This is a genomic window from Citrobacter sp. 50677481 (genome assembly GCF_001463265.1).
GTDB classification, from domain to species: Bacteria; Pseudomonadota; Gammaproteobacteria; order Enterobacterales; family Enterobacteriaceae; genus Citrobacter_A; species Citrobacter_A sedlakii.
Genome location: NZ_LNHZ01000043.1, coordinates 39,010 through 64,707, shown reverse-complemented (window position 1 = coordinate 64,707; position 25,698 = coordinate 39,010). Strand labels below are relative to the sequence as shown.

Below are 25,698 nucleotides of genomic sequence, written 5' to 3'. Positions count from 1 at the left end.
CAAACATTGTAACGAAAACGACGACAAAAGGCTGTTAATGGTTCGGCTATCAAGCTGCTGATTTCGGCGGAATGGCTGTGGTATAGTCACCTTGCTAAACAGAGTTTATCTTCGTAGGCTTAGACTTGCATCCACGGTGAAGTCAGAATACTGACAGGAGGGCATGTGGAAAAATATTGTGAGTTAATACGCAGGCGGTATGCGGAAATAGCCAGCGGAGACTTAGGGTATGTCCCGGATGCGCTGGGGTGCGTTTTAAAGGTGCTTAACGAAATGGCCGCAGACAGCGACCTTTCAGAGTCGGTCAGGGAAAAGGCGGCGTATGCTGCTGCGAACTTACTGGTGAGCGATTATGTCAATGAATGAAACATATCAACCCATCAACTGCGATGACTACGACAACCTTGAGCTCGCCTGCCAGCATCATCTGTTGCTGACGCTGGAACTGAAAGATGGCGAAGTTCTGCAGGCAAAAGCCAGCGATCTGGTGTCGCGTAAAAATGTGGAATACCTGATTACCGACGTTGCAGGTGAAACGCGCGAACTGCGTCTCGACAAAATCGCCAGCTTCAGTCACCCGGAAATCGGTACCGTGGTGGTCAGCGAATCCTGAATAGTGGTCGCCGGATGGCGCTACGCTTACCCGGCCTACAATGTGCGGTTACTGTAGGAGGAATAAGCGTAGCGCCATTCGGCATTTTAGTCTGCTTCCCGCCATAACAGCTGTAGTCCCTCTTCCTCCACCGCCATCCCTTCATCAGTGACAAAAACGCCAGCGGCAGCAATGAGCGTATCGCCGTAAAACAGCAAAGGCGTAGTATCACGTCGCCAGGGCGGAACCCCGTGTTCCTGCCAAATCTTCTTCAGCTTACGTCCACCGTTCCGTCCGACGATATGCAGCAGGCCCGGCGCTTTAAAGCGAATGGAAACCGGTTCATCCGTTCGCGGTGTTCTCAGTTCACCGCCGGACGCCAGCGCGACTTCGCCCAGCCCGGCGGGTAGCATGAGCGGCTTGCGCCTGTCGCGCCACGCCAGCGTCGTTTCACTCTGACCGCCAACCGATTTTATCCACCACAGCTGCGCCTGGTAGCGGCGAACCTCATACACGCCAAAACGCAAACAGGGCGCAGCGTCTTCACGCGCCAACGCCACTTCCTGCCAGATGCGCTCAAGGCCGTCACGCGAGGGCATCGGCGCATCCTTCGTCGCCAGCCAGCGGCGGATCACTGCGGCGCGGCGAGACTGGCTCATCGACAGCAGCGGCGCAAGCTGAAGCGTACCGTGCGGAGTCACGCAGCCTGACAGCTCTTCCGCCAGCAGTTCATCCAGCAGGCTTTCCTGGCTGGCGCACAGCGCCGCGCTGCGCGCCGTCGCTTCAGCAAAATGCGGCCAGCGCTGTTGCAGAAGCGGCAGCACACGCAGGCGCAGGAAGTTACGATCGTAGGCATCATCCTGATTGCTTTCATCTTCAATCCAGCGAAGCTGATGATCCGTTGCCCACTTTTCCAGGTCGCGACGGCTTTGCTGCAGCAAGGGACGAATAAGGTGGGTACCCGCAAACGCTGACACCTCGGCCATTGCGGAAAGTCCCGCCGGCCCACTGCCGCGCTTGAGCGCCAGCAGAAATGTTTCACATTGATCGTCAAGATGCTGGGCGGTCGCCAGCACTTCCCCTGGCAACAGCGCCTGTGCGAATGCTTTATAACGCGCCTGTCTGGCATGCGCTTCCGTGCCCAGCCCTTCATGCGCCAGCTGTACGCGCTCAACCACCAGCGGCACCTGCCACTGCGCGCATACCGCCTCACAGTGCGCCACCCACGCATCGGCATGAGTGCTCAGGCCGTGATGAATATGAATCGCCCGTAGCGTGATACCTGGCTGCTGGGCCCGCCATTGCACGAGTTGATGCAGGAGAACGGTAGAGTCCAGCCCGCCGCTGTATGCGACGAGAATTTGCTGAGCGCTAAACAGTGAAGTCTTCAGAGTGAGTGTAGTCATGGCGATTATTTACAGTGACGTTGCCCGGCACGTTACCGGGCAATCCTCGCGATCGCAAGTCTCACTGTTCATACAGTTCGAGCGGCAGGCCATCCGGATCGTTAAAAAAGGTGAAACGCTTGCCGGTAAACGGATCAACGCGTACAGCTTCGCATTTGACGTTTTTCGCTGCAAGATGCGCGATAGCCTTCTCCACGTCATCAACGCTGAAAGCCAGATGGCGCAAACCGCAGGCCTCCGGTCGGCTTGGGCGCTGCGGCGGAAAGGGGAACGAAAACAGCTCAATGACATATTGCCCGTTCAGCGCGAGATCGCCTTTCCAGGAATCACGCTCCTCTCTGTAAGCTTCACTCATCAGGGTAAAGCCCAGCACATCGCAGTAGAACGCCTTACTTACCGCATAGTCGGTGGCGATAATTGCAATATGATGAACCTGTTTTAATCCCAGCATAGTGTCAGTGTCTCCATGTTATGTTATCTGCACGTTACCCGCCCGGGGTCCGCGAAAGCAAGCCGTTACGCGCTTTTTAAGACTCGTACGTGGTACACGCCATCATCATCCTGTTTTGCGCCGTGAATATCCGTTTCAAAGCCAGGATAGTGGTGCCCTATCGAGCAGAGCATCAGGAGAAAGTCGAGCACCGCGCGGCTCTGCTCGGTGATCATCTCCCCCGGCATCAGCAGCGGCACGCCCGGCGGATACGGCAGGATCATATTAGCTGACACTCGCCCAACCAGTTGATCCAGCGTTACCGTCTCCACCTCGCCTTTGATCTGCCGCTGCCACGCCTGATGCGGCGTCATAATCATATCCGGCAGCGTGTCGAACGCCCGCAGCATGAGCCCGGAAAGATCGTGTTGGCGAATCAGTTTATGGATCCCCTGCGCCAGATCCTGAATGCGCATATTGCGATAAAAATCAGGATCTTCAGCGTACAGATCCGGCAACATGTTCTTCACTCGCAGGTTAAGATCATAGGCCCGCTTAAATTCGGTCAAACCGCGCAACAGTCCCATTGCCCGGGTTTTATCAATACCGATACTGAACAAAAACAGTAAATTGTAGGGGCCGGTTTTCTCAACGACCACGCCGCGTTCATCAAGAAATTTCGCCACCAGCGCGGCGGGGATGCCCTCATCGCTCATGTTCCCTTGCTCATCCATCCCCGGCGTCAGGATCGTGACTTTCACCGGATCGAGAAACATATGATCGTCGTCGGCGTCGGTGAAACCGTGCCAGTCCGCGCCTGGCGCGACAGGCCAGCATTCGGCTTCATCGACCTCCTCCGGCTGCCAGATATCAAAGAACCAGCCCTCGGACTCCTCTCGAAGCCGCTGAATCTCTTTGCGAAAATGCAGCGCCCGCTCCACCGAGCGGTTAATTAACCGCTTGCCCGGGTTACCGCGCAGCATCGCCGCTGCCGTTTCAATGGAGGCGACAATGGGATAGCTCGGCGAAGTGGAAGTGTGCATCATAAACGCTTCATTAAAGGTCTCTTCGTCGTACTCACCTTTAATATGAATCAGAGAAGCCTGGGATAGCGCGGCCAGCATCTTGTGCGTCGATTGCGTTTCGAAAATCACTTTTCCGGGCACCCGATCGCCACTCATGCCGCTTTTACCCTGGTAGATGGGATGAAAATGCGTATATGGCACCCAGGCGGAATCAAAGTGGATCGACGGCACATCCAGCGTCTGCTTGATCCAGTTGGTGTTGTAGAGCAAGCCGTCATAAGTTGAGTTGGTAATGACGGCGTGTACCGGCCACTGCGCCTGCGGCGTTTCGGTGACTTTACGTTCAATACTCGCGCGCGTGAACTCGCGTCGGGGGATGCCGCCCAGGATGCCGAGCGCATTCCGCGTCGGTTTCAGCCATAAAGGGACAACGTCGCTCATCATCAACAAATGCGCCAGCGACTTATGGCAGTTGCGGTCAATCAGCAGCGTGCTCCCCGTCGGCGCGGCGTACATGCCAACGATTTTATTCGACGTCGACGTCCCGTTGGTCACCATGTAGCTCTGTTCAGCGCCGAAGGTGCGGGCAATATACTCCTCGGCTTCCAGATGCGGGCCGCTATGATCGAGCAGCGAACCGAGTTCAGTGACAGAAATCGAGACATCCGCCTTCAGCGTATTGCCGCCGAAAAAATCATAGAACAGACAGCCTACCGGACTCTTTTGATAGGCGGTTCCCGCCATGTGTCCCGGCGTACAGAAGGTGTATTTCCCCTCTTTCACATAGGTGAATAACGCTTTGGTGAAAGGCGGCGTAATATTGTCGAGATACTCACCGGTATATTGACGGATACGCGTGGCGATATCTTCCGCCTGTCCCAGCGCGTACTCAAAAAACCACAGCGCCATACGCATATCATGTACGCTGACATCCATGGTGGAATGGGTATTGATAAAAGCGTACAGCGGCAGATATTCGTTTAACTGATTAATGTCGCTGCACAGATCGAGACTGTATTCATCCCAGTCAAAAATAACGCCGCAAATACGCGGATTGTGTTCAATAAACTTCAGCAGGTCGACGCTGTTTTGTGGCCAGATAATCTGGAACCCTTGCGATTGCAGCGCGCGCTCAAGCTCCTTAATGGGCTCATCTTTATAAAAAACGCCGTGCGGTCCCATAATGGCAATGATATTCATGCGCTCCTCCTGGAAAATCCTTAGCTAATCATAGACTGTTCAAACCGCAGGTAAAAAAAAGGGCCACAATTCGTGGCCCTTTTCAGAATGGTCAACGCTTACGCGTAGCCGTAGCTCATCAGACGCTGATAGCGACGGTTTTTCAGATCGTCAGTGCTTAGCACATCAAGATCCGCAAGGTCAGCCAGCAGTTGCGCTTTCAGCGACGCGGCCATTGCTTCCGGGTTACGGTGCGCGCCGCCCAGCGGTTCCTGAATAATGGAATCGATCAGCTTCAGCTCTTTCAGGCGTGGCGCGATAATCCCCATCGCTTCTGCGGCCAGCGGCGCTTTATCTGCGCTTTTCCACAGAATGGACGCACAGCCTTCCGGGGAGATAACCGAATAGGTGCTGTATTGCAGCATATTCACTTTGTCACCCACACCGATTGCCAGCGCGCCGCCGGAGCCGCCTTCACCGATAACGGTGCAGATGACCGGCACGCTGAGGCGCGACATTTCGCGCAGGTTACGCGCGATGGCTTCAGACTGGCCGCGCTCTTCCGCCCCGACGCCCGGGTAAGCGCCCGGGGTGTCAATGAAGGTCACGATCGGCATCTTAAAACGTTCGGCCATTTCCATCAGACGCAGCGCTTTACGGTAGCCTTCTGGCGCTGGCATACCGAAGTTACGACGGATTTTTTCTTTGGTTTCACGGCCTTTCTGATGGCCAATGACCATCACCGGACGACCATCCAGACGCGCGATACCGCCGACAATTGCTTTGTCGTCCGCATAAGCGCGGTCGCCCGCCAGTTCGTCAAATTCCTCAAACGCCAGGCGAACATAATCCAGGGTGTAAGGACGCTGCGGGTGGCGCGCCAGTTGGGCTACCTGCCATGCGCCGAGATCGGCGAAGATTTTGCGCGTCAGTTCTACGCTTTTTTCACGCAGACGATGCACTTCTTCATCGATGTTAATATCCAGTTTCTCGTCCTGACGGCTCACCGCAGTCAGAGAATCGATTTTTGCTTCCAGCTCGGCAATCGGCTGTTCAAAATCAAGGAAATTCAGACTCATAGTATTCCTGTATTAGTCAAACTCCAGTTCCACCTGCTCCGAACCAATGAGGCCACGGAGATCGTTGAGTAAACGATCGCTCGGAGAAACGCGCCACGTCGCGCCAAAACGCAACCGCGCGCGCGCATCCGCCCTCTGATAGTAGAGATGTACTGGAATTGTCCCCGAGCGGTGGGGTTCCAGAGACTGACGGAGTCGGTTTAAAAGCTGGTCATCAATTTGCCTGTCCGTCAGCGAGATAGCAAGCCCGCGAGCATATTTTTCCCGGGCCTCGTCAATATCCATCACTTCGCGGGCGGTCATTTTAAGCCCCCCGCTGAAGTCATCAAAGCTGACCTGTCCGCTGACGATAAGTATGCGGTCTTTTTCCAGCAGTTGCTGGTATTTATCCAGAGCGTCGGTAAATAACATGACTTCAAGACGTCCGGAACGGTCATCCAGCGTACAGATGCCGATACGATTGCCGCGCTTGGTGACCATAACCCTTGCGGCAATGACGAGCCCCGCAGCCGTGGTGACTTTACCACGTTCTGTCGGATGCATGTCTTTCAGCCTGTAGCCTCCGACATAGCGCTCAATTTCTTTTAAATACTGGTTGATGGGGTGCCCCGTCAGGTACAGACCCAACGTTTCGCGCTCGCCATCCAGCACCACCTGCTCCGGCCACGGCTGGCAGCTGGCGTAGGACTGCTCAATTTGTTCCGGCTCTTCCGCCAGTACGCCGAACATATCGGCCTGACCAATCGCTTCCGCTTTGGCATGTTGATCGGCGGCCTTTAACGCATCGCCGAGCGAATTCATCAACGCGGCGCGGTGGGGTCCCAGGCGGTCAAACGCCCCGGACATAATTAACTTTTCCAGTACCCGGCGGTTCAGTTTTTTGGTGTCAGTACGGGCGCAAAGATCGAACTGCTCGCGGAAGTATCCGCCGTTGTTACGCGCCTCGATGATCGCCTCAATCGGGCCTTCACCAACACCTTTGATCGCGCCGATACCGTAAACGATCTCACCTTCGTCGTTAACGTGAAAGTGATACAGGCCGGAATTGATGTCCGGCGGCAGGATCTTCAGCCCCATCCGCCAACATTCGTCCACCAGACCTACCACTTTTTCCGTGTTATCCATATCGGCGGTCATAACCGCCGCCATAAATTCGGCGGGATAGTGCGCCTTCAGCCATAGCGTCTGATAGGAGACCAGCGCATACGCGGCGGAGTGTGACTTGTTAAATCCGTAACCGGCGAATTTCTCCACCAGGTCAAAGATTTTCATCGCCAGTTCGCCGTCGATCCCGTTCTTCTTCGCGCCCTCTTCAAAGACAGATCGCTGTTTGGCCATCTCTTCTGGCTTTTTCTTACCCATCGCACGACGTAACATGTCCGCGCCGCCGAGGGTATAACCAGACAGCACCTGGGCGATCTGCATGACCTGTTCCTGATACAGGATGATGCCATAGGTCGGTTCCAGTACGGGCTTCAGGCTTTCGTGCTGCCACTGTACGTCAGGATAAGAAATTTCTTCACGCCCGTGCTTACGGTCGATGAAGTTATCCACCATCCCTGACTGCAGCGGGCCCGGGCGGAACAGCGCCACCAGCGCGATCATATCTTCAAAGCAGTCAGGTTGCAGACGCTTGATCAAATCTTTCATGCCGCGGGATTCAAGCTGGAACACCGCCGTGGTTTCCGAGCGTTGCAGCATGTCGAAGCTTTTCTTGTCATCCAGCGGGATGGCCGCAATATCCAGCGGCGGCTCGCCGTTTTTCTCACGACGGGCGTTAATCATTTCCAGCGCCCAGTTGATAATCGTGAGCGTTCGCAGGCCGAGGAAGTCAAACTTCACCAGCCCGGCGTATTCCACGTCGTTTTTATCAAACTGCGTAACCGGGTGCAGCCCCTGCTCATCGCAATACAGCGGCGCAAAATCGGTAATTTTCGTCGGGGCGATAACCACACCACCGGCGTGCTTACCGGCGTTACGCGTGACGCCCTCCAGCTTACGCGCCATGTCGATCAGCGCTTTGACCTCTTCGTCGGCTTCGTAGATTTCCGGCAGTTGCGGCTCAGCTTCAAACGCTTTTGCCAGCGTCATGCCCGGATCGGGCGGCACCAGCTTTGAAATACGGTCTACGAAGCCATACGGATGGCCCAGCACGCGGCCCACGTCGCGGATAACCGCTTTCGCCGCCATGGTACCGAAAGTAATAATCTGCGATACCGCATCACGCCCATACATGTCCGCCACGTGCTCGATCACCTGGTCGCGTTTCTCCATACAGAAGTCAACGTCGAAGTCAGGCATCGAAACACGCTCCGGGTTAAGGAAGCGTTCGAACAGCAGGTCAAATTCCAGCGGGTCGAGGTCGGTGATTTTCAGCGCGTAGGCCACCAGCGATCCCGCGCCGGAACCACGGCCTGGCCCGACCGGCACGCCGTTATCCTTCGACCACTGGATAAACTCCATCACGATCAGAAAGTAGCCGGGGAACCCCATCTGGTTAATAACCTGTAGCTCAATGTCCAGACGCTCGTCATATTCCGGGCGGCGTTTTTTACGCTCTTCTGCATCCGGGAACAGGAATTCAAGACGCTCTTCAAGACCTTCTTTCGATTTCTTGACCAGATAGTCTTCGGTGGTCATATCACCGGTCGGAAACTGCGGCAGGAAATATTCGCCCAGACGCACCGTCACGTTACAGCGTTTGGCGATCTCAACGGTGTTTTCCAGTGCTTCCGGAATGTCCGAGAACAGCTCGCACATCTCCTCTTCCGTACGCATATACTGCTGCGGCGAATAGTTACGTGGGCGCTTAGGATCGTCGAGAGTAAAACCGTCGTGAATGGCGACGCGAATTTCATGCGCGTCAAAATCATCGCTGTTAATAAAGCGCACGTCGTTGGTAGCGACGACCGGCAAGCCGCGCGCTTCCGCCAGTTCTACGGCTGCGTGCAAATAGCTTTCTTCATCCTGTCTGCCGGTACGGATCAGCTCAAGGAAGTAACGATCCGGGAAATGCGTTTCATAGAACGAGACGCACTCCTCAACCAGCGCGCTATTACCCCGCAACAGGCTGCGGCCAACGTCGCCCATGCGTCCACCGGAAAGCAGAATTAACCCCTCTTTCAGTTCGATCAGCCAGTCGCGATCGATAACCGGACCCGCCGCGCCGTAGCCGCGTTGATAGGCTTTAGAAATGAGCAGCGTAAGGTTCTGATAACCGGTGTTATTCGACGCCAGCACCGTTAAATGGGTGAGTTCTTCGCCCATTTGTTCGCTCTGAACGTGGAAATCGGCGCCGACAATGGGTTTAATCCCGGCGCCATGACCCGCCCCGTAGAACTTCACCAGACCGCAAAGGTTGGTAAAATCGGTGATCGCCAGCGCGGGCATGCCCAGTGCGGCCGCCTTTTTCACCAGCGGTCCGGTTTTGGCCAGCCCATCGATCATGGAGTAGTCGCTGTGCACCCGCAGGTGGACGAAACGAGGTTCAGACATCTTCAGATTCCTTTAACCCAGAGATCAGGACGCGAGTCCCAGTGCGCGTTTGACCGGGCCAAAGCTGCGTCGATGGTGCTCTGTCGCGCCATGAGCAGCCAGCGCCTCCAGATGAAAAGCGGTTGGATACCCTTTGTGCTGGGCAAAACCGTACTGCGGGAAAACGCTATCCAGCGCGGCCATTTCCGCATCCCGCGTGACTTTCGCCAGAATAGACGCAGCGCTGATTTCCGCCACACGGCTGTCGCCTTTTACCACCGCCATCGACGGTACCGGCAGCGCGGGGCAGCGATTGCCGTCGATGAGCACGTATTCCGGCGCAATATGCAGACCAGCGACCGCACGCTGCATCGCCAGCATGGTGGCATGAAGAATATTCAGCTCATCTATCTCATGCGACTCCGCACGGCCCAGACTCCAGCTTAACGCTTTTTCTTTGATTTCGTCATACAGCGCCAGACGGCGCTTTTCAGATAATTTTTTAGAATCGTTAAGACCCACAATCGGACGCGCCGGGTCGAGAATCACAGCGGCTGTCACCACCGCGCCGACCAACGGTCCCCGTCCAACTTCATCCACACCGGCGACTAAATGCATGTGCGGATAAACAAATTCGATCATTGTGCTAACTCCAGAACTGCATCCGCCGCCTGCTCGTCGGCATTGCAGCGGATCTGCTGATGCAGCTCGCGGAAAGTATCATGCATCGCATGGCTGGTTTTACCGTTAGCCAGAAGCGGCAGTAGCGCTTGCGCGAGTTTCTGCGGCTCGCACTCTTCCTGCAGCAGCTCTTTGACGAGTTCTCTCCCTGCCAGCAGATTCGGCAACGACACATAGTCGGTTTTCACCAGCCGCTTCGCCAGCCAGAAGGTAAACGGCTTCATGCGATAGCCTACCACCATCGGGCACTTCGCCAGCATACACTCAAGCGCGGCGGTTCCCGACGCAAGCAGCGCGGCGTCGCTGGCGACCATCGCTTCGCGTCCCATCCCGTCAAGCAGATGCACGGAAAGTTCCGGTGCGACATCCGCTTTGATTTTCTCAAACTGTTCGCGCCGTTTGGCATTCACTAACGGCACCACGACTTCGAGATCGGGGTAATGCTGACGCAAGCGCTGCGCCGTTTTCAGGAAGTCGGCGCTGAGCATCTCCACTTCTGCGCCACGGCTACCGGGCAGCAACGCCAGGCAATGGGCGTCATGCGGAATGCCCAGGACATCACGGGCCGCGTTTTTATCCGGGTCAAGCGGCATGGCATCCGCCATCGTGTGTCCAATAAAACGGCACGGCACGTTATATTTATCGTAAAACGCTTTTTCGAAAGGCAGAAAAGCCAGCACCATATTGGTGGATCTGCCTATTTTGAAAACACGTTTCTGCCGCCACGCCCAGACGGACGGACTGACATAATGAATGGTTTTGATACCCTGTTTTTTCAGGTTGCCTTCCAGGGTGATGTTGAAGTCAGGCGCATCAATCCCTACAAAGACATCCGGCTTAAGCCCGGTAAAACGACGGGTTAAATCGGCGCGAATGTGCAGCAGGCGACGGAGGCGTCCAAGCACCTCAACAATCCCCATAACCGCCAGTTCTTCCATTTCGTACCAGGCTTCACAGCCTTCAGCCTGCATACGCGGCCCCGCTACGCCGACAAAACGGGCGTGGGGGACACGCGCCTTCAGGGCGCGGATCAAGCCTGCGCCAAGAATATCGCCGGAGGTTTCTCCGGCGACCAGGGCAATCGTTAAAGGACGCTGTTCAGCCATTAACGAATCAAACCGCGCGTTGAGCGGGCAAAAAAGTCGCTGAACGGTTGCACTTCCGGATACTGCTTCGCCAGCTCGGCGATTTCCGGTTTTGCTTCATCCAGCGTTTTACCGCTGCGATACAGCGCTTTATATGCGTTGCGGATCGCGGTGATCGCTTCGCGGGTAAAGCCGCGGCGCTTCAGCCCTTCAATGTTCACGCCAAACGGCGTGGCGTGGTTGCCCTGCGCGATAACGAACGGCGGAACGTCCTGAGCGACGCCAGAACAGCCGCCCACCATCACGTGCGCGCCGATAATACAGAACTGGTGCACGGCGGTCATGCCGCCGATGATGACGTAATCGTCCAGCGAAACATGGCCCGCGAGGGTTGCGTTATTCGCCAGAATACAGCGATCGCCTATTGTGCAATCGTGCGCCACGTGGGCGTTGATCATCAGCAGGTTATCGCTGCCCACCTTCGTTAATCCACCGCCCTGCACCGTGCCACGATGAATGGTTACGCTTTCGCGAATGCGGTTACGATCGCCAATTTCCACACGGGTCGGTTCACCAGCGTATTTCAGATCCTGGTTCACTTCACCGATAGAGGCGAACTGATAAATCTCGTTATCGCGGCCAATTTTGGTGTGGCCATTCACGACAACGTGAGACTTCAGTACGGTACCCTCACCAATTTCAACATGGGGTCCAACGAGACAAAAAGGTCCAATGTGGACGTTAGCGCCAAGAGAAGCGCCTTCTTCCACAATGGCGGTTGGATGAATAAAGGCGGATTTATCAATCACGTATCAGGCCTCCCGGCTACGAGCGCACATCATCGTTGCTTCGCAAACTACTTTACCGTCGACCAGAGCAACCCCTTTGAAGCGGGTCAGGCCACGGCGCGTTTTCTCGAAAGTCACTTCCATGATCATCTGATCGCCAGGCACGACAGGACGCTTAAAGCGCGCTTCATCAATACCTGCGAAATAGTAAAGCTCTCCCGGCTCCAGTTTACCCACGCTTTTAAACGCCAGAATACCGGTAGCCTGTGCCATTGCTTCCAGAATCAGAACGCCCGGAAAGATCGGCTTGCCCGGGAAATGTCCCTGGAAAAACGGCTCGTTAACGGAAACATTCTTCACTGCGCGGAGAAAGCGACCTTCTTCAAAATCCAGCACCCGATCCACCAGCAAAAACGGGAAACGGTGCGGCAGAAGTTCTAAAATCTCTTCAATGTGCAGAGTATGAGTGTTAGTAGTCAAAATACTCTTCCTGTCCAAATATACTAAAAGCCAATAATAACACGGCCTGCCGCAATCGTATGAATGCCGACAGGCCGTAAAGTATGTGTGACCGGGTGAGAGTTTAGTCTTGTTGATTAACCTTGCGCTCAATCGCTTTGAGACGCTTGCTCATATCATCAATGTTCATCACCAGTGCGGCTGTCTTACGCCATACTTTGTTAGGTTGCAGCGGAATGCCTGAGGAATAGACGCCAGGCTCCGTGATGGGACGCATCACCATCCCCATGCCCGTCACCGTCACCTTGTCGCATATTTCCATATGGCCATTAATGACGCTGGCGCCGCCAATCATACAGTAACGGCCAATCTTCAGGCTGCCCGCCATAATGACGCCACCGGCAACCGCCGTATTGTCGCCAATCACAACGTTATGCGCAATCTGACACTGGTTATCAATGATAACACCGTTGCCGATCACCGTATCATCCAGCGCACCACGATCGATGGTGGTACAGGCGCCGATCTCCACGCGATCGCCAATAATGACGCGACCAAGCTGCGGGATCTTCACCCAGTTGCCGCGATCGTTGGCATAGCCAAAACCGTCGGCGCCAATCACCGTACTGGACTGGATCAGGCAATTCTCACCTATCTGGATGTCGTGGTAAACCGTTACATTCGCCCATAAGCGCGAGCCGGCACCAATTTTCGTATTTTTCCCGACGAAGCAACCCGCGCCGATAACCACGTTATCGCCCAGCGCTACGCCTGATTCAATGACCGCATTTGCGCCGATTGAAACATTGCTACCCAGCGTCGCCGTCGCATCTACCACCGCACTTGGTGCGATATTCTGCGCCGGCTGCGGCGTGGTATCTAAAATTTGCGCCATTCGCGCATACGTGAGGTAGGGATTCTTCACTACCAGCGCGGCGCTTTTAGCAAAAGGAAGATCGTCCTGCGTCATGACAACGGCAGACGCCTGGCATAAAGCCAAGTGCTCACGGTATTTCGGATTCACCATGAACGTAATGTGACCCGTTTGCGCAGATTGCATGGACGCAACGCCGGTGATGACGATATCGCCATCACCGTATAATTCTGCATCCAACTGCTCTGCTAAATCAGACAGTCGAATTGAAGGCATTACTTATTTAACCTGTTTCAGTACGTCAGCAGTAATATCTTTTACATCGCTGCTGTTGTAAGCAACGCTGTTCGCGTCAACGACCAGATCGATGCTCTGGCTGTTGGCAACGGATTTCACCGCAGTCTGGATACGGGTAACCAGTTTGCCACGTTCTTCGTTGGAACGACGTGCGCGATCCTGCTCAAAAGCCTGCGCTTTCTGAGAGAACGTCTGGCGCTGCGCCATCACGTCTTTTTCCAGCTTGGTACGTTCGCCACCTGCTTTCATGGACTGCAGACGCTGCATTTTGGACTGCAGGTCAGTTTCCATACGTTGCAGTTCGCTGGCGCGGCTTTTGAACTCGTTTTCCAGCGTTTTGGAAACGCCAGTCTTCTGCGCAACCTGCTGGAACAGGCTACCCATGTTGACGATTGCAATTTTGTCAGCAGCCTGTGCAGACGTAACCATTGCTAAACCGAGACCTGCCGCTAATAACCACTTTTTCACAATAAACTCCTTACCATCCCATTTGCACCCGAAGGTGCAGTTCTTTGCGTGGCCAGGCGACCCCATGCAAGATCGCCTAAAGTCATCGCTACACTACCATTACATTCCCTTGTGAAGAACCGTTACCAGGTTTTACCAATGTTAAACTGGAACTGTTCTGCTTTGTCTCCATCGTACTTTTTAAACGGCTGGGCGTAGGAGAATACCAACGGCCCCAATGGGGACATCCATTGTAATGCGATACCAGCGGACATACGGATATTGCTCGGATCGCTGTAATCAGGATAGCCTGAGAAACGGCTGGAATCCCAGTTTGTATCCCAAACGGTACCCATATCCCAGAAGAAGGAGGTACGTACCGAGTTCGCGTATTTATCGCTGATAAACGGCGTTGGGGTAATGAACTCAAGGCTGGCGACAGCCATTGCGTTACCGCCCACTGCGTCATCGGATTCACACGGCGCCGTGTTGGTGCTTGCACATTCGTTATCGTAGTCATCATCGCCATCATGACGGCTGCTGGCTGGCAGATAGACCGCTTTCGGACCGATGGTGTTCGACTGGAAACCACGTACGGTGCTGGAGCCGCCCGCATAGAAGTTTTCATAGAACGGCATCTCTTTGCCGCCGATACCATCACCGTAACCCCAACGCGTACGACCCAGCACAACCCATTTGTGGTCGTCGTCGATCGGCACATAAGTCGCGGTGTCCAGCGTCGCTTTGTAGTATTCGTTATCAGAACCCGGAATGGTCACTTTACCGTTCAGGTTGATACGCGTACCTTCCGTCGGGAAGAAGCCACGGTCGAGCTTGTTATACGTCCAGCCGTAGTTAAAGGTGAAGTCATCCGCGGCGAAGCTGTTGCGATCGTTTGTCGGATCCGGGTTTTCCCCCATCGAGTTCAGATAACGCCACATGGCGACCTGCGGCTGCATGTTGGACAGTTTGTTATGCACATAACCGAGGCCCGCGCGCAGCGTGTTGTATTCATTCACCGGGAAGCCCAGCGTCACGTCCGTACCGTAGCTCTTGTTGGTATAGTCGGACAGATCGGCGTCATCCGCCTGGAAATCGTTATAGAACACGCGACCGCCGAGACTGACGCCGTCAACGGTGAAGTACGGGTTGGTCACAGACAGTTCGGTATAGGTCTGGTAGTCGTTCTTCGTACCATTGATCCCTACCGCATAACCGGTACCCAACCAGTTATCCTGCTGTACGCCCGCCTGGAAGCTGACGCCGCTTTCTGTACCGTAACCGATACCGAAGTTGAAGCTACCGGTGTTACGCTCTTTCACCTTGTAGACCACGTCCACCTGGTCCGGGCTACCCGGAACGCGCTGGGTGTCAGTATCGACGGTTTCGAAGTAACCTAAACGGTTCAGACGTTCTTTACCCTGGTCGACCAGATCGCTGCCCAGCCATGCCCCTTCCATCTGACGCATTTCACGACGCAGAACGGCATCTTTAGAGGTGTCATTGCCTTCAAAACGGATCTTACGTACGTAGAAACGGTTACCCGCATCAACGTTGACGCGCAGGTTAACGGTTTTATCCGTATCGTTGATTTCCGGCTGAGACTGAACGCGTGGATAGGCGTAACCATAGCGACCAAGAAGCTTTTTAATGTCATCTTCCATTTTGGTCACTTTGGTGCCGTTATACAGCTCGCCCGGCTCGATTTTGGTCAGGCTTTCGATCTCAGCAGAGTGACCCGCCAGGTTACCGCTCACCTGCACGCCAGAAAGCTTGTACTGATCGCCTTCCGTGACGTTAACGGTGATATAAATGCCTTTCTTGTCCGGCGTCAGGCTGACCTGAGTAGAGTCAATGTTGAAGCGCGCGTAGCCGCGATCCAGATAGTAGCTGCGCAGGGTCTCTAAGTCGCCCGCCAGTTTCTGTTTCTGGTATTTGCGATCGCCGACCACGTTCCACCACGGCACTTCATCGCGCAACTGGAAGTGAGAGATCAGTTCGTTGGTACTGAAAGCATGGTTGCCAACGATGTTGATCTGCTGGATCTTCGCGGACACGCCTTCCTGGAAGACCAGTTTCAGGTCAACACGGTTACGCGGCAGCGGAGTCACCACCGCTTTAACGCTGGCGCTGTATTTACCGACACTGTAGTAGAAGTCTTCCAGCCCTTTTTCGATATCGGCAATGGTGGTGCGATCCAGAGATTCGCCGACACGCACGCCAGACGCCTCGAGGTTTTGCTTCAGCATATCGTCTTTCACCGATTTGTTACCGGAGAACGTGATGCTGGCAATAGTCGGGCGTTCTTTTACCTGAACCAGAAGGGTATCACCATCACGAAGGACGCGGACGTCCTCAAAGTTGCCGGTGGCAAACAGAGCGCGAATGGTATTACTGATATCTTCATCATTAACCGTGTCGCCTGTGCGCACCGGCATACTGAGGAGGGCCGCACCAACGGCGACACGCTGCAGGCCTTCGAAATGAATGTCCTTCACTACGAACCCTTCAGCACCGTATACGGTGGCGCTGCTAAACAGCAGCGACGCTATGAGCAACTTTTTCATCGCCATCGTTATTATGCGTTCTTCCTAACTAACTCTCTTACAACCGAGAGAAATCATTGAAAAGTGCAAGCCCCATTAACAGCACCAGCAAAATCGAGCCAATGCGATAACTAAAGTCTTGAACCCGCTCGGATACCGGCCCGCCCTTAAGCTTTTCAATCGCCAGGAACAGCAGATGCCCCCCGTCAAGAACGGGCAGCGGAAACAGGTTGATTATCCCGAGGTTCACGCTGATAAGCGCAAGGAACATCAGGTAATATATCACCCCGAACTCCGCTGACATCCCAGCCCCCTGAGCGATAGAAATCGGCCCACTGAGGTTGTTCAGTTTCACATCACCGGTTATCAATTTTCCCAGCATACTGACCGTCAGCTTCATCAACTGCCACGTTTTATCCGTGGCCTGTGCGATGGCGCTAAACGGCCCATACTGGCGTACTGTCTTGTACTCATCCGGCAGAGGAATGATTTTCGGCACAACGCCGGCAAAACCTTCCGCCTTTCCGTTACCCGATTTGGTATCCGGGATTAACGTCAAAGACAAGGCACTCCCCTGCCTTTCAATTTCCAGCGCTAACGGCTTACCGGGATTATCGCGCACAAGCGTCACGAAATTCATCCATTGCGTTAACGGTTGACCATCGACTTTAACGATCCTGTCGCCAGCTTGCAAACCCGCTTTACTTGCCGCGGACTGCGCCTGCACTTCTGACAGCACCGGTTCGATCTGAGGCCCGCGCGGTCGAATCCCCAAAGAAGATACAGGATCTTCCTTGTCTGGCTCAAATGCCCAATGACGCAAATCCAGCGTTTTCTCCTGACGCTGGTTACTGCCAAAAGACGCGACGCTGAGCGTCGTCTGCTCGTCGCCGATTTTCGCGACCAACTGTAAACGCACCGCATCCCAATCAGGGGTTTCGATACCGTCAATGGCTTTAAGTTCCGTTCCCGGCGCAATTTGCGCGTCGGCGGCAATCGAGTTGGGGGTTATTTCACCAACCACCGGACGAACGCCAGGGACGCCGATGATAAACACCAGCCAGTAAGCGAAGATGGCAAAAAGGAAATTAGCAACCGGGCCGGCGGCGATAATTGCCGCACGCTGACCTACGGTTTTGTTGTTGAACGCGTGGTGGCGCAGTTCCGGAATCACCGGCTCAGCGCGCTCATCCAGCATTTTGACGTAACCGCCCAGCGGGATAAGGGCGATAACATATTCAGTACCAGACCTGTCGGTACGGCGCCAAAGCGCTTTACCAAAGCCAATGGAAAAGCGCTCTACACGGACACCGCAACGCCGTGCAACCCAGAAATGACCAAATTCATGCACGGTGATAAGCACACCCAGTGCAACAATGAATGCAGCCAGATTCCAGAGAATACTCAGCATAAAACCTTCCGTTAAAGCGTTTTGAATACCAGTAACAACAGGCACGCAAAGACCGGTACTGCCGCCGTCAGGCTATCAATACGGTCCAGAATACCACCGTGTCCTGGAATCAAATGACCGCTGTCTTTAATTCCTGCTTCACGCTTGAACATGCTCTCAGTAAGATCGCCCAGCACAGAGGCCAGCGCGGCAATAATAGAGCAAATTAACAAGGTGACCGGCGCAACGTCCAGGTTCGCCCACATGCTGTAACCCCAGGAGATTACCGCTGCTGTCGCGAGACCGCCAAAAAAGCCCTGCCAGGTTTTCCCTGGCGACACCTTCGGCGCCAGCTTATGTTTGCCAAACAGTTTGCCAAACATATACGCCCCGGAGTCCGCGCCCCAAACGAGGATCATGACATAGAGTAGCCATATCGCGCCACTGTAATGATTATCGTCATAATGCCAGGCGCGAAGCGCCAGCATGCCCCAGAAAAAGGGGACGATAGTCAACACGCCGAAAATTATGCGTAATGTCTTCGAATTACGCCAGATCGCCGCTGAACCGGGATAGAAAAACACCAGGAGTAAAGCAACGATCCACCAGCCTAACGACGCCCAAAGTGAGACCTCGACCAGCGGCTGGTGAATATTATGATGGTATTCCGGCAGTAAAAACAGCATTAGCGCGAGTAACAGCCCGCACAGTACCGCCAGCCATACGCGTTGCGTGCGAGTGGCAAAACCGCTTAACTGTCCCCATTCCCACGCGGCCAGCATACACACCAGCAGCGTAACAATAGCGAACCCCACCGGCGGCAGCAGAAATAGCGCCGCGATGACCACGGGTATTAAAACAAAAGCAGAAATCAGGCGATACTTCAGCAAAAGCGACCCCCATCAGGCTTTGTCATCACCGGGCTCGGTGCCGCCGAAACGACGCTCTCGATTAGCAAAGGCATGCAGCGCACCTTCAAAGTCTTGTTCATCGAAATCGGGCCAGAGCACATCAGTAAAGTAAAGTTCGGCGTAGGCAATTTGCCAAAGCAAAAAGTTACTTATTCTATGCTCTCCCCCAGTCCTAATTACTAAATCCACCGGAGCCAGCTCATGCATACAGATTTGTTGGTTGAGCATTTCTTCATCAATCTGTTCCGGGCGCAGTACACCGTCCTGCACCTGTTCCGCCAGTTTTCTGACTCCCTGGACAATATCCCAACGTCCGCCGTAATTCGCCGCAATGTTCAGCGTCAGCCCGGTATTCTGGGCAGTTAGCGCTTCCGATTTACGAATACGTTCCTGCAAACGCGAGTTAAATCGACTGGTATCGCCAATAATGCGCAGGCGGACGTTATGGCGGTGCAGGCTTTTGACTTCGCTGTCAAGCGCCCACACAAACAGCTCCATTAACGCGCTAACTTCCTGCGCTGGTCGGTTCCAGTTTTCACTACTAAAGGCATACAGCGTTAACGCATCAATACCGTTGTTGGCAGCAAAAGAGACGGCCCGGCGGACGGATTTCGCTCCGGCCTTATGCCCGAATGCCCGAATCTTCCCTTGCTTTTTTGCCCAGCGACCATTGCCATCCATAATGATCGCGACATGACGACAGCCATGTGCTGGCAAATTTTCGCTTACTGGTTGAGTTGCAGACAACATAACGCGTTTTTAGTCCCTGAAAGGATTTAGCGGTACTCAGGAATACAGAAGCCTTTTACACTTCATCTTTCAGGCTGCCTCTTGTCAGCTTGCTGTCCCGCGTCACGTACCGCTGTACGCGCCCGGGAACGCATCCACTCGCCGCCCTGATGCAACCTGAATGATTTTGCGTATCCACAAAAAAGCCGTGTCAAACCACGGCTTGCCTGACCGAAAAAAGCCAAATACCTGCGATCAGGTGGCGCAGACTATATCACTGAAGCCCAACGCTAACAAATAGCACGATCTTCTGTAGCCGGATTATCCTCAGCTTGCGAGACGCGTCACTTGTTTTCTGGCGACTTCTCGCGCAATGGCATCCACTCGCAGGACGTCATCCACACTCTGAGGCTCTTGCAGGTCCATCTGTTCCAGCACAGCTAAATTGAGATCGGCAATATCGGTAAAGCGAAGTTCTTCAGCAAGAAATGCAGCTACGACGATTTCGTTTGCCGCATTCAACGCAGTGGTTGCCGCCTGCCCTTGCTCAAACGCTTCCATTGCCAGTTTCAGGCACGGATAGCGCTCATAGTCCGGCGCGCTAAAAGTCAGCGCGCTGAGCTGGCAGAAATCGAGCGGCTTAACACCCGAGGTCACGCGATTCGGCCAGGCCATGGTATGGGCAATTGGCGTACGCATATCCGGCTCCCCCAGTTGCGCCAGAACGCTGCCGTCCTGATAGCGCACCATTGAGTGAATAACCGACTGCGGATGAATCAGCACGTCCATCTGGCGGGCACTGGCGTTGAACAACCAACGCGCTTCTATGTATTCCAGACCTTTATTCATCATGGTGGCGGAGTCGACGGAAATTTTACGCCCCATCGACCAGTTCGGGTGACGGCATGCCTGCTCGGGCGTCATTGAGGCCAGATCGCGCAGCGGCGTTTCCCGAAACGGGCCACCAGACCCGGTAAGCAAAACCGACATCACGCCATTTTGCTCAAGGTCAGCGTATCCCAGATTGTGTTGAATGGGTTGGGGCATACTCTGAAAAATAGCGTTATGCTCGCTGTCCACCGGTAAAAGCCGTGCGCCACTTTGCTTTACCGCGTCCATAAACAGGCGTCCGCAGGTGACCAGCGACTCTTTATTGGCCAGCAGAATGGTTTTACCGGCGCGAATGGCGGCCAGCGTCGGCAACAGCCCTGCTGCGCCCACAATGGCCGCCATGACTTGATCCACATCATCCAGCGCCGCCATCTCACAGGCTGCCTGTTGCCCGCTAAGAACCTCTGTGCGGCAACCGTGTTGCTGCAACGTGGCTTTTAGCAGCGTTGCGCTGGCTTCATCATCCATCACCGCGTAATGCGGGGAGAATTCCAGGCACTGCTCCACCATACGGGTGACATTTTTACCTGCCACCAGCGCGACAACGCGAAAGTCGTCAGGGTTCTGGCGCACCACGTCAAGCGTGCTGCAACCAATAGAGCCGGTCGAGCCCAGAAGGGTTATGTGCTTCATTGAACGTCCAGTCTGAAAGTGAGACAGGGTAAAAGGTAAAAAGCAAAACGCCGCCAGCCGATCCAAAAGATCTTCTGAGCGGCGTTTTCGTCGTACCGGTGAATCAGAACTGCATCAGTTCCGCTTCTTTGTCTGCCAGCGCCGCTTCCACTTTCTTGATAGCGGCATCGGTCAGTTTCTGAATATCGTCCTGAGAACGACGGTCATCATCTTCGCTGATCTCTTTGTCTTTCAGCAGCGCCTTGACTTTATCGTTAGCGTCACGACGCACGTTACGCACGGCAACGCGAGCCTGCTCCGCTTCGCCACGCACGATTTTCGTCAGGTCTTTACGACGTTCTTCAGTCAGCGGCGGCAGTGGAACACGGATATCGCTGCCGGCAGAACTTGGGTTCAGACCGAGGTCAGACGCCATGATCGCTTTTTCAACGGCCGGGCTCAGAGAACGGTCAAATACGTTGATTTTCAGGGTACGGGAATCTTCTACCGTTACGCTTGCCAGCTGACGCAGCGGCGTCGGCGTACCGTAATATTCCACAACAATGCCATCCAGCAGGCTGGGAGAAGCACGACCCGTGCGAATTTTGCTGATTTGGGTTTTGAATGCTTCAACGCATTTGTCCATGCGTACTTCAGCATCTTTTCTGATATCGCTAATCACGTTACGAATCCTTGGAAACTAGTCTCAGTCAGACCAGACAATTGCACATAGTGGAAATGCGCTTAGTATAGCCCTGATTAAAATATTACGGGTAATCCCGCGATACTGACGCAAAATCTTACCGCGATTTCTGCACAAAATCATTCAGGTTGTATCAAGGCGGCAACTGAACGACAAATTTGTCAGGAACAAATTTGAACAGCCGCAGGCGTCCTTCAGTGAGGGACAAGGATGCCCCTCATTTATTCCCAGCACCTTACACATGTAAGTGACTGGGGTGAGCAAAGGCAGCCAACGCAGAGACAGCCTGAAAGATGAAGTGTAACACGGGAATTACTCCGTGATTAACGTCCCTTCTTTCTCACCCATGACCACACGACGCAGCGCGCCCGGCTTGTTCATGTTGAACACGCGAATCGGCAATTTGTGGTCACGCGCCAGCGTAAACGCCGCCAGATCCATCACTTTTAGCTCTTTTTCCAGCACTTCGCTGTAGGTCAGCTGCTCGTACATGGTGGCCGACGGATCTTTTGCCGGATCGGCGGTGAATACACCATCCACCTTGGTTGCTTTCAGGACAACGTCCGCTTCAATTTCAATACCGCGCAGGCAGGCTGCAGAGTCGGTAGTAAAGAACGGGTTACCGGTCCCGGCAGAGAGGATCACCACGCGGTTATTACGCAGCAGGCTGATCGCTTCCGCCCAGCTGTAGTTGTCGCACACGCCGTTAAGCGGAATCGCCGACATCAGGCGAGCGTTCACATAGGCGCGATGGAGCGCATCGCGCATCGCCAGGCCGTTCATCACGGTGGCCAGCATGCCCATGTGGTCGCCCACAACGCGGTTCATTCCCGCTTTCGCCAGACCTGCGCCACGGAACAGGTTACCGCCACCAATAACCACACCAACCTGAATCCCCAGTTCAACCAGTTCTTTGATTTCCTGAGCCATACGATCCAGTATGCTTGCGTCAATACCGAAGCCTTCCGAACCCTGCAGAGCTTCGCCACTCAACTTAAGCAGAATACGTTTATAGACGGGTTTTGCATTGGTAGCCATGTTTCTTTCCTGAGACTGTCAACGATTTAAAAAGGGGGTAAATTCTGGCGACAATGATATGTCGCTTCTCAGTACAACGAAATAAGAGCCATACTGATTTTGCGTGACGGGTGACAAAAAGAAGCCGCCCTCAGGCGGCTCCTTTTCAATCATTAAGACTGCTTGGACATTGCAGCAACTTCTGCTGCGAAGTCAGTCTCAACTTTTTCGATGCCTTCGCCCACTTCGAAGCGGATGAAGCCAGTCACGTCAGCGTTGTGCTCTTTCAGCAGCTGACCAACAGACTTGCTCGGATCCATAACGAAAGGCTGGCCAGTCAGAGAAACTTCGCCGGTGAATTTCTTCATGCGGCCTTCAACCATTTTCTCTGCGATTTCTTTTGGTTTGCCAGACTGCATGGCGATGTCCAACTGTACCTGGTATTCTTTCTCTACCACTTCAGCAGACACATCTTCCGGCTTAACGAATTCCGGCTTGCTTGCCGCAACATGCATTGCCAGTTGCTTAACCAGTTCTTCGTCAGCGCCTTTCGCGGCAACCAGAACACCGATGCGCGCACCGTGCTGGTAGCTACCCAGAACGTCGCCTTCCAGGGAAGCGATACGACGGATGTTGATGTTCTCGCCGATTTTCGCAACCAGCGCAACGCGCTCTTCTTCGAACTGCGCTTTCAGTACTTCAACGTCAGTGATTTTACCCGCAACCGCTGCGTCCAGTACTTTGTCAGCGAAAGCCTGGAAACCGCCGTCTTTCGCAACGAAGTCAGTCTGGCAGTTAACTTCCAGAATGAACGCGATATTGCCTTCGATTTTGGTTTTGATTACGCCGTCAGCAGCAACGTTGCCTGCTTTTTTCGCTGCTTTGATCGCACCGGACTTACGCATGTTTTCGATTGCCAGCTCGATGTCGCCATTCGCTTCAGTCAGTGCTTTTTTGCAATCCATCATGCCTGCGCCAGTACGCTCACGCAGCTCTTTTACCAGGGATGCGGTAATTTCAGCCATTCTAAAATCCTCGGAAGATTTGATCTGCCCGGCGTCAAACCGCACAGATTTAAAAGTGAAAAAGGGGGCCATTGATAGGCCCCCTAACCAAACGTGATACTACCTGGTCCAAAAAGGGGCTCGAACGAGCGTTCCTTATTATTCAGCTTCTACGAAGCTTTCTTCCGCCTGGGAAGCCAGATCCTGAGAACGGCCTTCACGAACGGTTGCAGCGACAGCGCCCAGGTACAGGCTAACAGCACGGATTGCGTCGTCGTTACCCGGGATAACGAAGTCAACACCATCCGGATCAGAGTTGGTATCAACGATAGCAAATACCGGAATACCCAGGTTGTTTGCTTCTTTGATAGCAATGTGCTCGTGGTCAGCATCGATAACGAACAGCGCGTCCGGCAGACCGCCCATGTCTTTGATACCGCCCAGGCTGTTTTCCAGTTTCTCAAGCTCACGCGTACGCATCAGCGCTTCTTTCTTGGTCAGCTTTTCGAAAGTACCGTCCTGAGACTGAGTTTCCAGGTCTTTCAGACGTTTGATGGACTGACGAACGGTTTTCCAGTTAGTCAGCATACCGCCCAGCCAGCGATGGTTCACGAAGAACTGATCGCAGCTGTTAGCAGCTTCTTTCACCGCTTCGCTTGCAGCGCGTTTAGTACCAACGAAAAGGATTTTACCTTTACGAGAAGCAATCTTGTTCAGCTCAGCCAGGGCTTCGTTGAACATCGGTACCGTTTTCTCAAGGTTGATGATGTGAACTTTGTTACGCGCACCGAAGATGAACGGCTTCATTTTCGGGTTCCAGTAACGGGTCTGGTGACCGAAGTGAACACCAGCCTTGAGCATGTCGCGCATGGAAACAGTTGCCATGATTAAAACCTCTATAGATAAAGTTGGGGTTATGCCTCCACGTATCCCATATTACCGACCCCAAAGGGCACCCCGGAATATGTGCCGATACGTGTGTGTTGTTACACAAAGTGAGATATGTCGCTTCCGTCCATCTTGTGTAGTCTCGAATGGAACGGAAGTCCGGCGCGCTTTATACCACAAATACGCCGCCGACACCAATAATTGTTGGCTGAGTGTGCTGTTAATGATTCTCAATTTGGCACGGGGTGCGCCTGACTGATACCATTGACAATACTTACACTAGTATTGTCGAAAAAATCGACACCGATGGACAGATTACATGGCTATCTCAATTAAGACCCCTGAAGAAATCGAAAAAATGCGCGTCGCGGGCCGTCTGGCCGCAGAAGTGCTGGAGATGATCGAACCGCATATCAAACCGGGCGTCAGCACGGGCGAACTGGATCGTCTTTGTAACGACTACATCGTCAACGAGCAGCACGCGATTTCCGCCTGCCTCGGTTACCATGGTTATCCGAAATCCGTCTGCATCTCTATTAATGAAGTGGTATGCCACGGGATCCCGGACGATGCCAAGCTGTTGAAAGACGGCGATATCGTCAACATTGACGTGACTGTCATCAAAGACGAATACCACGGCGACACCTCAAAAATGTTTATCGTCGGCAAGCCGACTATCCTGGGCGAGCGTCTGTGCCGCGTCACGCAGGAGAGCCTGTATCTGGCCCTGCGTATGGTAAAACCGGGCATCCGTCTGCGCGCCCTGGGCGCGGCGATTCAGAAATACGCGGAAGGCGAAGGCTTCTCTGTGGTGCGCGAATACTGCGGACACGGTATTGGCCGCGGCTTCCATGAAGAACCGCAGGTACTGCATTACGATGCGGACGACGGCGGCGTGGTGCTGCAACCGGGCATGACGTTCACCATTGAGCCAATGCTGAATGCCGGTGATTACCGCATCCGCACCATGAAGGATGGCTGGACGGTAAAAACCAAAGACAGAAGCTTGTCTGCACAGTATGAGCACACTATTGTAGTAACCGAAAACGGCTGCGAAATTCTGACCTTACGCAAGGATGACACCATCCCGGCGGTCATTACGCACGACGAATAACTGATTGCCTGATGGCGCTGTCGCTTATCAGGCCTGGAAATTGCAGTGTTCCCTGGGCCGGATAAGGCGTTTCGCCG

At 54.1% G+C, this 25,698-nt stretch carries 23 protein-coding genes; 3 read left to right on the top strand and 20 right to left on the bottom strand.

The genetic code is table 11. From position 1 onward, the window contains the following. Positions 1-165 precede the first annotated feature (165 nt). Complete coding sequence (locus tag APU02_RS10675) at positions 166-366, top strand: YaeP family protein (protein WP_042289831.1); 201 nt, start codon at positions 166-168, stop codon at positions 364-366. Further along, the gene (gene rof, locus APU02_RS10670; RefSeq protein WP_042289833.1) at positions 353-613 is read left to right on the top strand and encodes a Rho-binding antiterminator; all 261 of its coding nucleotides are present in this window, start codon (positions 353-355) and stop codon (positions 611-613) included. Before APU02_RS10675 ends, rof begins: the two co-directional genes overlap by 14 nt. 86 nt (positions 614-699) lie before the next feature. Here the strand turns inward: rof and tilS are convergent, their stop codons facing one another. The 20 genes from tilS to rpsB all read right to left on the bottom strand — a co-directional run bounded on the left by tilS (position 700) and on the right by rpsB (position 24,504). After that, on the bottom strand, positions 700-1,998 hold the full coding sequence (gene tilS / locus APU02_RS10665) for a tRNA lysidine(34) synthetase TilS (RefSeq protein ID WP_060570038.1): 1,299 nt from the start codon (positions 1,996-1,998) through the stop codon (positions 700-702). Positions 1,999-2,059: 61 nt separating this feature from the next. Next, complete coding sequence (locus APU02_RS10660) at positions 2,060-2,449, bottom strand: VOC family protein (RefSeq protein ID WP_042289838.1); 390 nt, start codon at positions 2,447-2,449, stop codon at positions 2,060-2,062. Between the two features lie 65 nt (positions 2,450-2,514). Continuing rightward, on the bottom strand, positions 2,515-4,653 hold the full coding sequence (ldcC, locus tag APU02_RS10655) for a lysine decarboxylase LdcC (RefSeq protein WP_060570037.1): 2,139 nt from the start codon (positions 4,651-4,653) through the stop codon (positions 2,515-2,517). A gap of 98 nt (positions 4,654-4,751) precedes the next feature. Beyond that, positions 4,752-5,711 (bottom strand): acetyl-CoA carboxylase carboxyl transferase subunit alpha, encoded by a 960-nt coding sequence (accA, locus tag APU02_RS10650; protein ID WP_042289841.1) that lies wholly within the window; start codon positions 5,709-5,711, stop codon positions 4,752-4,754. A 12-nt stretch (positions 5,712-5,723) separates the two neighbouring features. Next, a complete protein-coding gene (dnaE, locus tag APU02_RS10645) occupies positions 5,724-9,206 on the bottom strand; it encodes a DNA polymerase III subunit alpha (RefSeq protein WP_060570036.1) in 3,483 nt (1,160 codons plus the stop codon). A 24-nt stretch (positions 9,207-9,230) separates the two neighbouring features. Beyond that, complete coding sequence (gene rnhB, locus APU02_RS10640; RefSeq protein ID WP_060570035.1) at positions 9,231-9,827, bottom strand: ribonuclease HII; 597 nt, start codon at positions 9,825-9,827, stop codon at positions 9,231-9,233. After that, on the bottom strand, positions 9,824-10,972 hold the full coding sequence (gene lpxB, locus APU02_RS10635; RefSeq protein WP_060570034.1) for a lipid-A-disaccharide synthase: 1,149 nt from the start codon (positions 10,970-10,972) through the stop codon (positions 9,824-9,826). The genes rnhB and lpxB overlap by 4 nt, the downstream gene beginning before the upstream one ends. After that, positions 10,972-11,760, bottom strand: coding sequence for an acyl-ACP--UDP-N-acetylglucosamine O-acyltransferase (lpxA, locus tag APU02_RS10630; protein ID WP_042289853.1), 789 nt, complete (start codon positions 11,758-11,760; stop codon positions 10,972-10,974). Before lpxA ends, lpxB begins: the two co-directional genes overlap by 1 nt. A 3-nt stretch (positions 11,761-11,763) precedes the next feature. Beyond that, on the bottom strand, positions 11,764-12,219 hold the full coding sequence (gene fabZ / locus APU02_RS10625; RefSeq protein WP_003018528.1) for a 3-hydroxyacyl-ACP dehydratase FabZ: 456 nt from the start codon (positions 12,217-12,219) through the stop codon (positions 11,764-11,766). Between the two features lie 103 nt (positions 12,220-12,322). Further along, positions 12,323-13,348, bottom strand: a complete 1,026-nt coding sequence (lpxD, locus tag APU02_RS10620; RefSeq protein WP_060570033.1) for a UDP-3-O-(3-hydroxymyristoyl)glucosamine N-acyltransferase — start codon at positions 13,346-13,348, stop codon at positions 12,323-12,325. Between the two features lie 3 nt (positions 13,349-13,351). Continuing rightward, positions 13,352-13,837, bottom strand: a complete 486-nt coding sequence (gene skp, locus APU02_RS10615) for a molecular chaperone Skp (RefSeq protein ID WP_042289857.1) — start codon at positions 13,835-13,837, stop codon at positions 13,352-13,354. A gap of 122 nt (positions 13,838-13,959) precedes the next feature. Continuing rightward, positions 13,960-16,389 (bottom strand): outer membrane protein assembly factor BamA, encoded by a 2,430-nt coding sequence (gene bamA / locus APU02_RS10610; protein ID WP_042289859.1) that lies wholly within the window; start codon positions 16,387-16,389, stop codon positions 13,960-13,962. 31 nt (positions 16,390-16,420) lie between these two features. Further along, the gene (rseP, locus tag APU02_RS10605; RefSeq protein ID WP_060570032.1) at positions 16,421-17,773 is read right to left on the bottom strand and encodes a sigma E protease regulator RseP; all 1,353 of its coding nucleotides are present in this window, start codon (positions 17,771-17,773) and stop codon (positions 16,421-16,423) included. An 11-nt stretch (positions 17,774-17,784) separates the two neighbouring features. Then, positions 17,785-18,642 carry a phosphatidate cytidylyltransferase gene (gene cdsA, locus APU02_RS10600; protein WP_042289864.1) on the bottom strand — a complete coding sequence of 286 codons (858 nt, stop codon included), beginning with the start codon at positions 18,640-18,642 and terminating at the stop codon, positions 17,785-17,787. Between the two features lie 12 nt (positions 18,643-18,654). Next, positions 18,655-19,413: a (2E,6E)-farnesyl-diphosphate-specific ditrans,polycis-undecaprenyl-diphosphate synthase gene (gene ispU, locus APU02_RS10595; protein ID WP_042289866.1), complete on the bottom strand. Its 759-nt coding sequence runs from the start codon at positions 19,411-19,413 to the stop codon at positions 18,655-18,657. A 306-nt stretch (positions 19,414-19,719) separates the two neighbouring features. Beyond that, positions 19,720-20,916 carry a 1-deoxy-D-xylulose-5-phosphate reductoisomerase gene (gene ispC / locus APU02_RS10590; RefSeq protein WP_042289867.1) on the bottom strand — a complete coding sequence of 399 codons (1,197 nt, stop codon included), beginning with the start codon at positions 20,914-20,916 and terminating at the stop codon, positions 19,720-19,722. Between the two features lie 103 nt (positions 20,917-21,019). Next, complete coding sequence (frr, locus tag APU02_RS10585) at positions 21,020-21,577, bottom strand: ribosome recycling factor (protein WP_042289871.1); 558 nt, start codon at positions 21,575-21,577, stop codon at positions 21,020-21,022. A 333-nt stretch (positions 21,578-21,910) separates the two neighbouring features. Next, positions 21,911-22,636 carry a UMP kinase gene (pyrH, locus tag APU02_RS10580; protein ID WP_042289874.1) on the bottom strand — a complete coding sequence of 242 codons (726 nt, stop codon included), beginning with the start codon at positions 22,634-22,636 and terminating at the stop codon, positions 21,911-21,913. A gap of 152 nt (positions 22,637-22,788) precedes the next feature. Then, the gene (tsf, locus tag APU02_RS10575) at positions 22,789-23,640 is read right to left on the bottom strand and encodes a translation elongation factor Ts (protein ID WP_042289878.1); all 852 of its coding nucleotides are present in this window, start codon (positions 23,638-23,640) and stop codon (positions 22,789-22,791) included. 138 nt (positions 23,641-23,778) lie between these two features. After that, positions 23,779-24,504: a 30S ribosomal protein S2 gene (gene rpsB / locus APU02_RS10570; RefSeq protein ID WP_012904553.1), complete on the bottom strand. Its 726-nt coding sequence runs from the start codon at positions 24,502-24,504 to the stop codon at positions 23,779-23,781. A gap of 322 nt (positions 24,505-24,826) precedes the next feature. Between rpsB and map the strand changes: the two genes are divergently transcribed. Next, the gene (gene map / locus APU02_RS10565) at positions 24,827-25,621 is read left to right on the top strand and encodes a type I methionyl aminopeptidase (protein WP_042289882.1); all 795 of its coding nucleotides are present in this window, start codon (positions 24,827-24,829) and stop codon (positions 25,619-25,621) included. The last annotated feature ends 77 nt before the right edge of the window (positions 25,622-25,698 follow it).

Coding starts and splice junctions, on each gene's coding strand:
- ldcC (WP_060570037.1), bottom strand. CDS start 4,653: ATGAATATCATTGCCATTATGGGACCGCACGGCGTTTTTTATAAAGAT.
- lpxB (WP_060570034.1), bottom strand. CDS start 10,972: ATGGCTGAACAGCGTCCTTTAACGATTGCCCTGGTCGCCGGAGAAACC.
- rnhB (WP_060570035.1), bottom strand. CDS start 9,827: ATGATCGAATTTGTTTATCCGCACATGCATTTAGTCGCCGGTGTGGAT.
- map (WP_042289882.1), top strand. CDS start 24,827: ATGGCTATCTCAATTAAGACCCCTGAAGAAATCGAAAAAATGCGCGTC.
- pyrH (WP_042289874.1), bottom strand. CDS start 22,636: ATGGCTACCAATGCAAAACCCGTCTATAAACGTATTCTGCTTAAGTTG.
- accA (WP_042289841.1), bottom strand. CDS start 5,711: ATGAGTCTGAATTTCCTTGATTTTGAACAGCCGATTGCCGAGCTGGAA.
- rof (WP_042289833.1), top strand. CDS start 353: ATGTCAATGAATGAAACATATCAACCCATCAACTGCGATGACTACGAC.
- APU02_RS10660 (WP_042289838.1), bottom strand. CDS start 2,449: ATGCTGGGATTAAAACAGGTTCATCATATTGCAATTATCGCCACCGAC.
- tilS (WP_060570038.1), bottom strand. CDS start 1,998: ATGACTACACTCACTCTGAAGACTTCACTGTTTAGCGCTCAGCAAATT.
- tsf (WP_042289878.1), bottom strand. CDS start 23,640: ATGGCTGAAATTACCGCATCCCTGGTAAAAGAGCTGCGTGAGCGTACT.
- lpxD (WP_060570033.1), bottom strand. CDS start 13,348: ATGCCTTCAATTCGACTGTCTGATTTAGCAGAGCAGTTGGATGCAGAA.
- dnaE (WP_060570036.1), bottom strand. CDS start 9,206: ATGTCTGAACCTCGTTTCGTCCACCTGCGGGTGCACAGCGACTACTCC.
- ispU (WP_042289866.1), bottom strand. CDS start 19,413: ATGTTGTCTGCAACTCAACCAGTAAGCGAAAATTTGCCAGCACATGGC.
- ispC (WP_042289867.1), bottom strand. CDS start 20,916: ATGAAGCACATAACCCTTCTGGGCTCGACCGGCTCTATTGGTTGCAGC.
- bamA (WP_042289859.1), bottom strand. CDS start 16,389: ATGGCGATGAAAAAGTTGCTCATAGCGTCGCTGCTGTTTAGCAGCGCC.
- rseP (WP_060570032.1), bottom strand. CDS start 17,773: ATGCTGAGTATTCTCTGGAATCTGGCTGCATTCATTGTTGCACTGGGT.
- rpsB (WP_012904553.1), bottom strand. CDS start 24,504: ATGGCAACTGTTTCCATGCGCGACATGCTCAAGGCTGGTGTTCACTTC.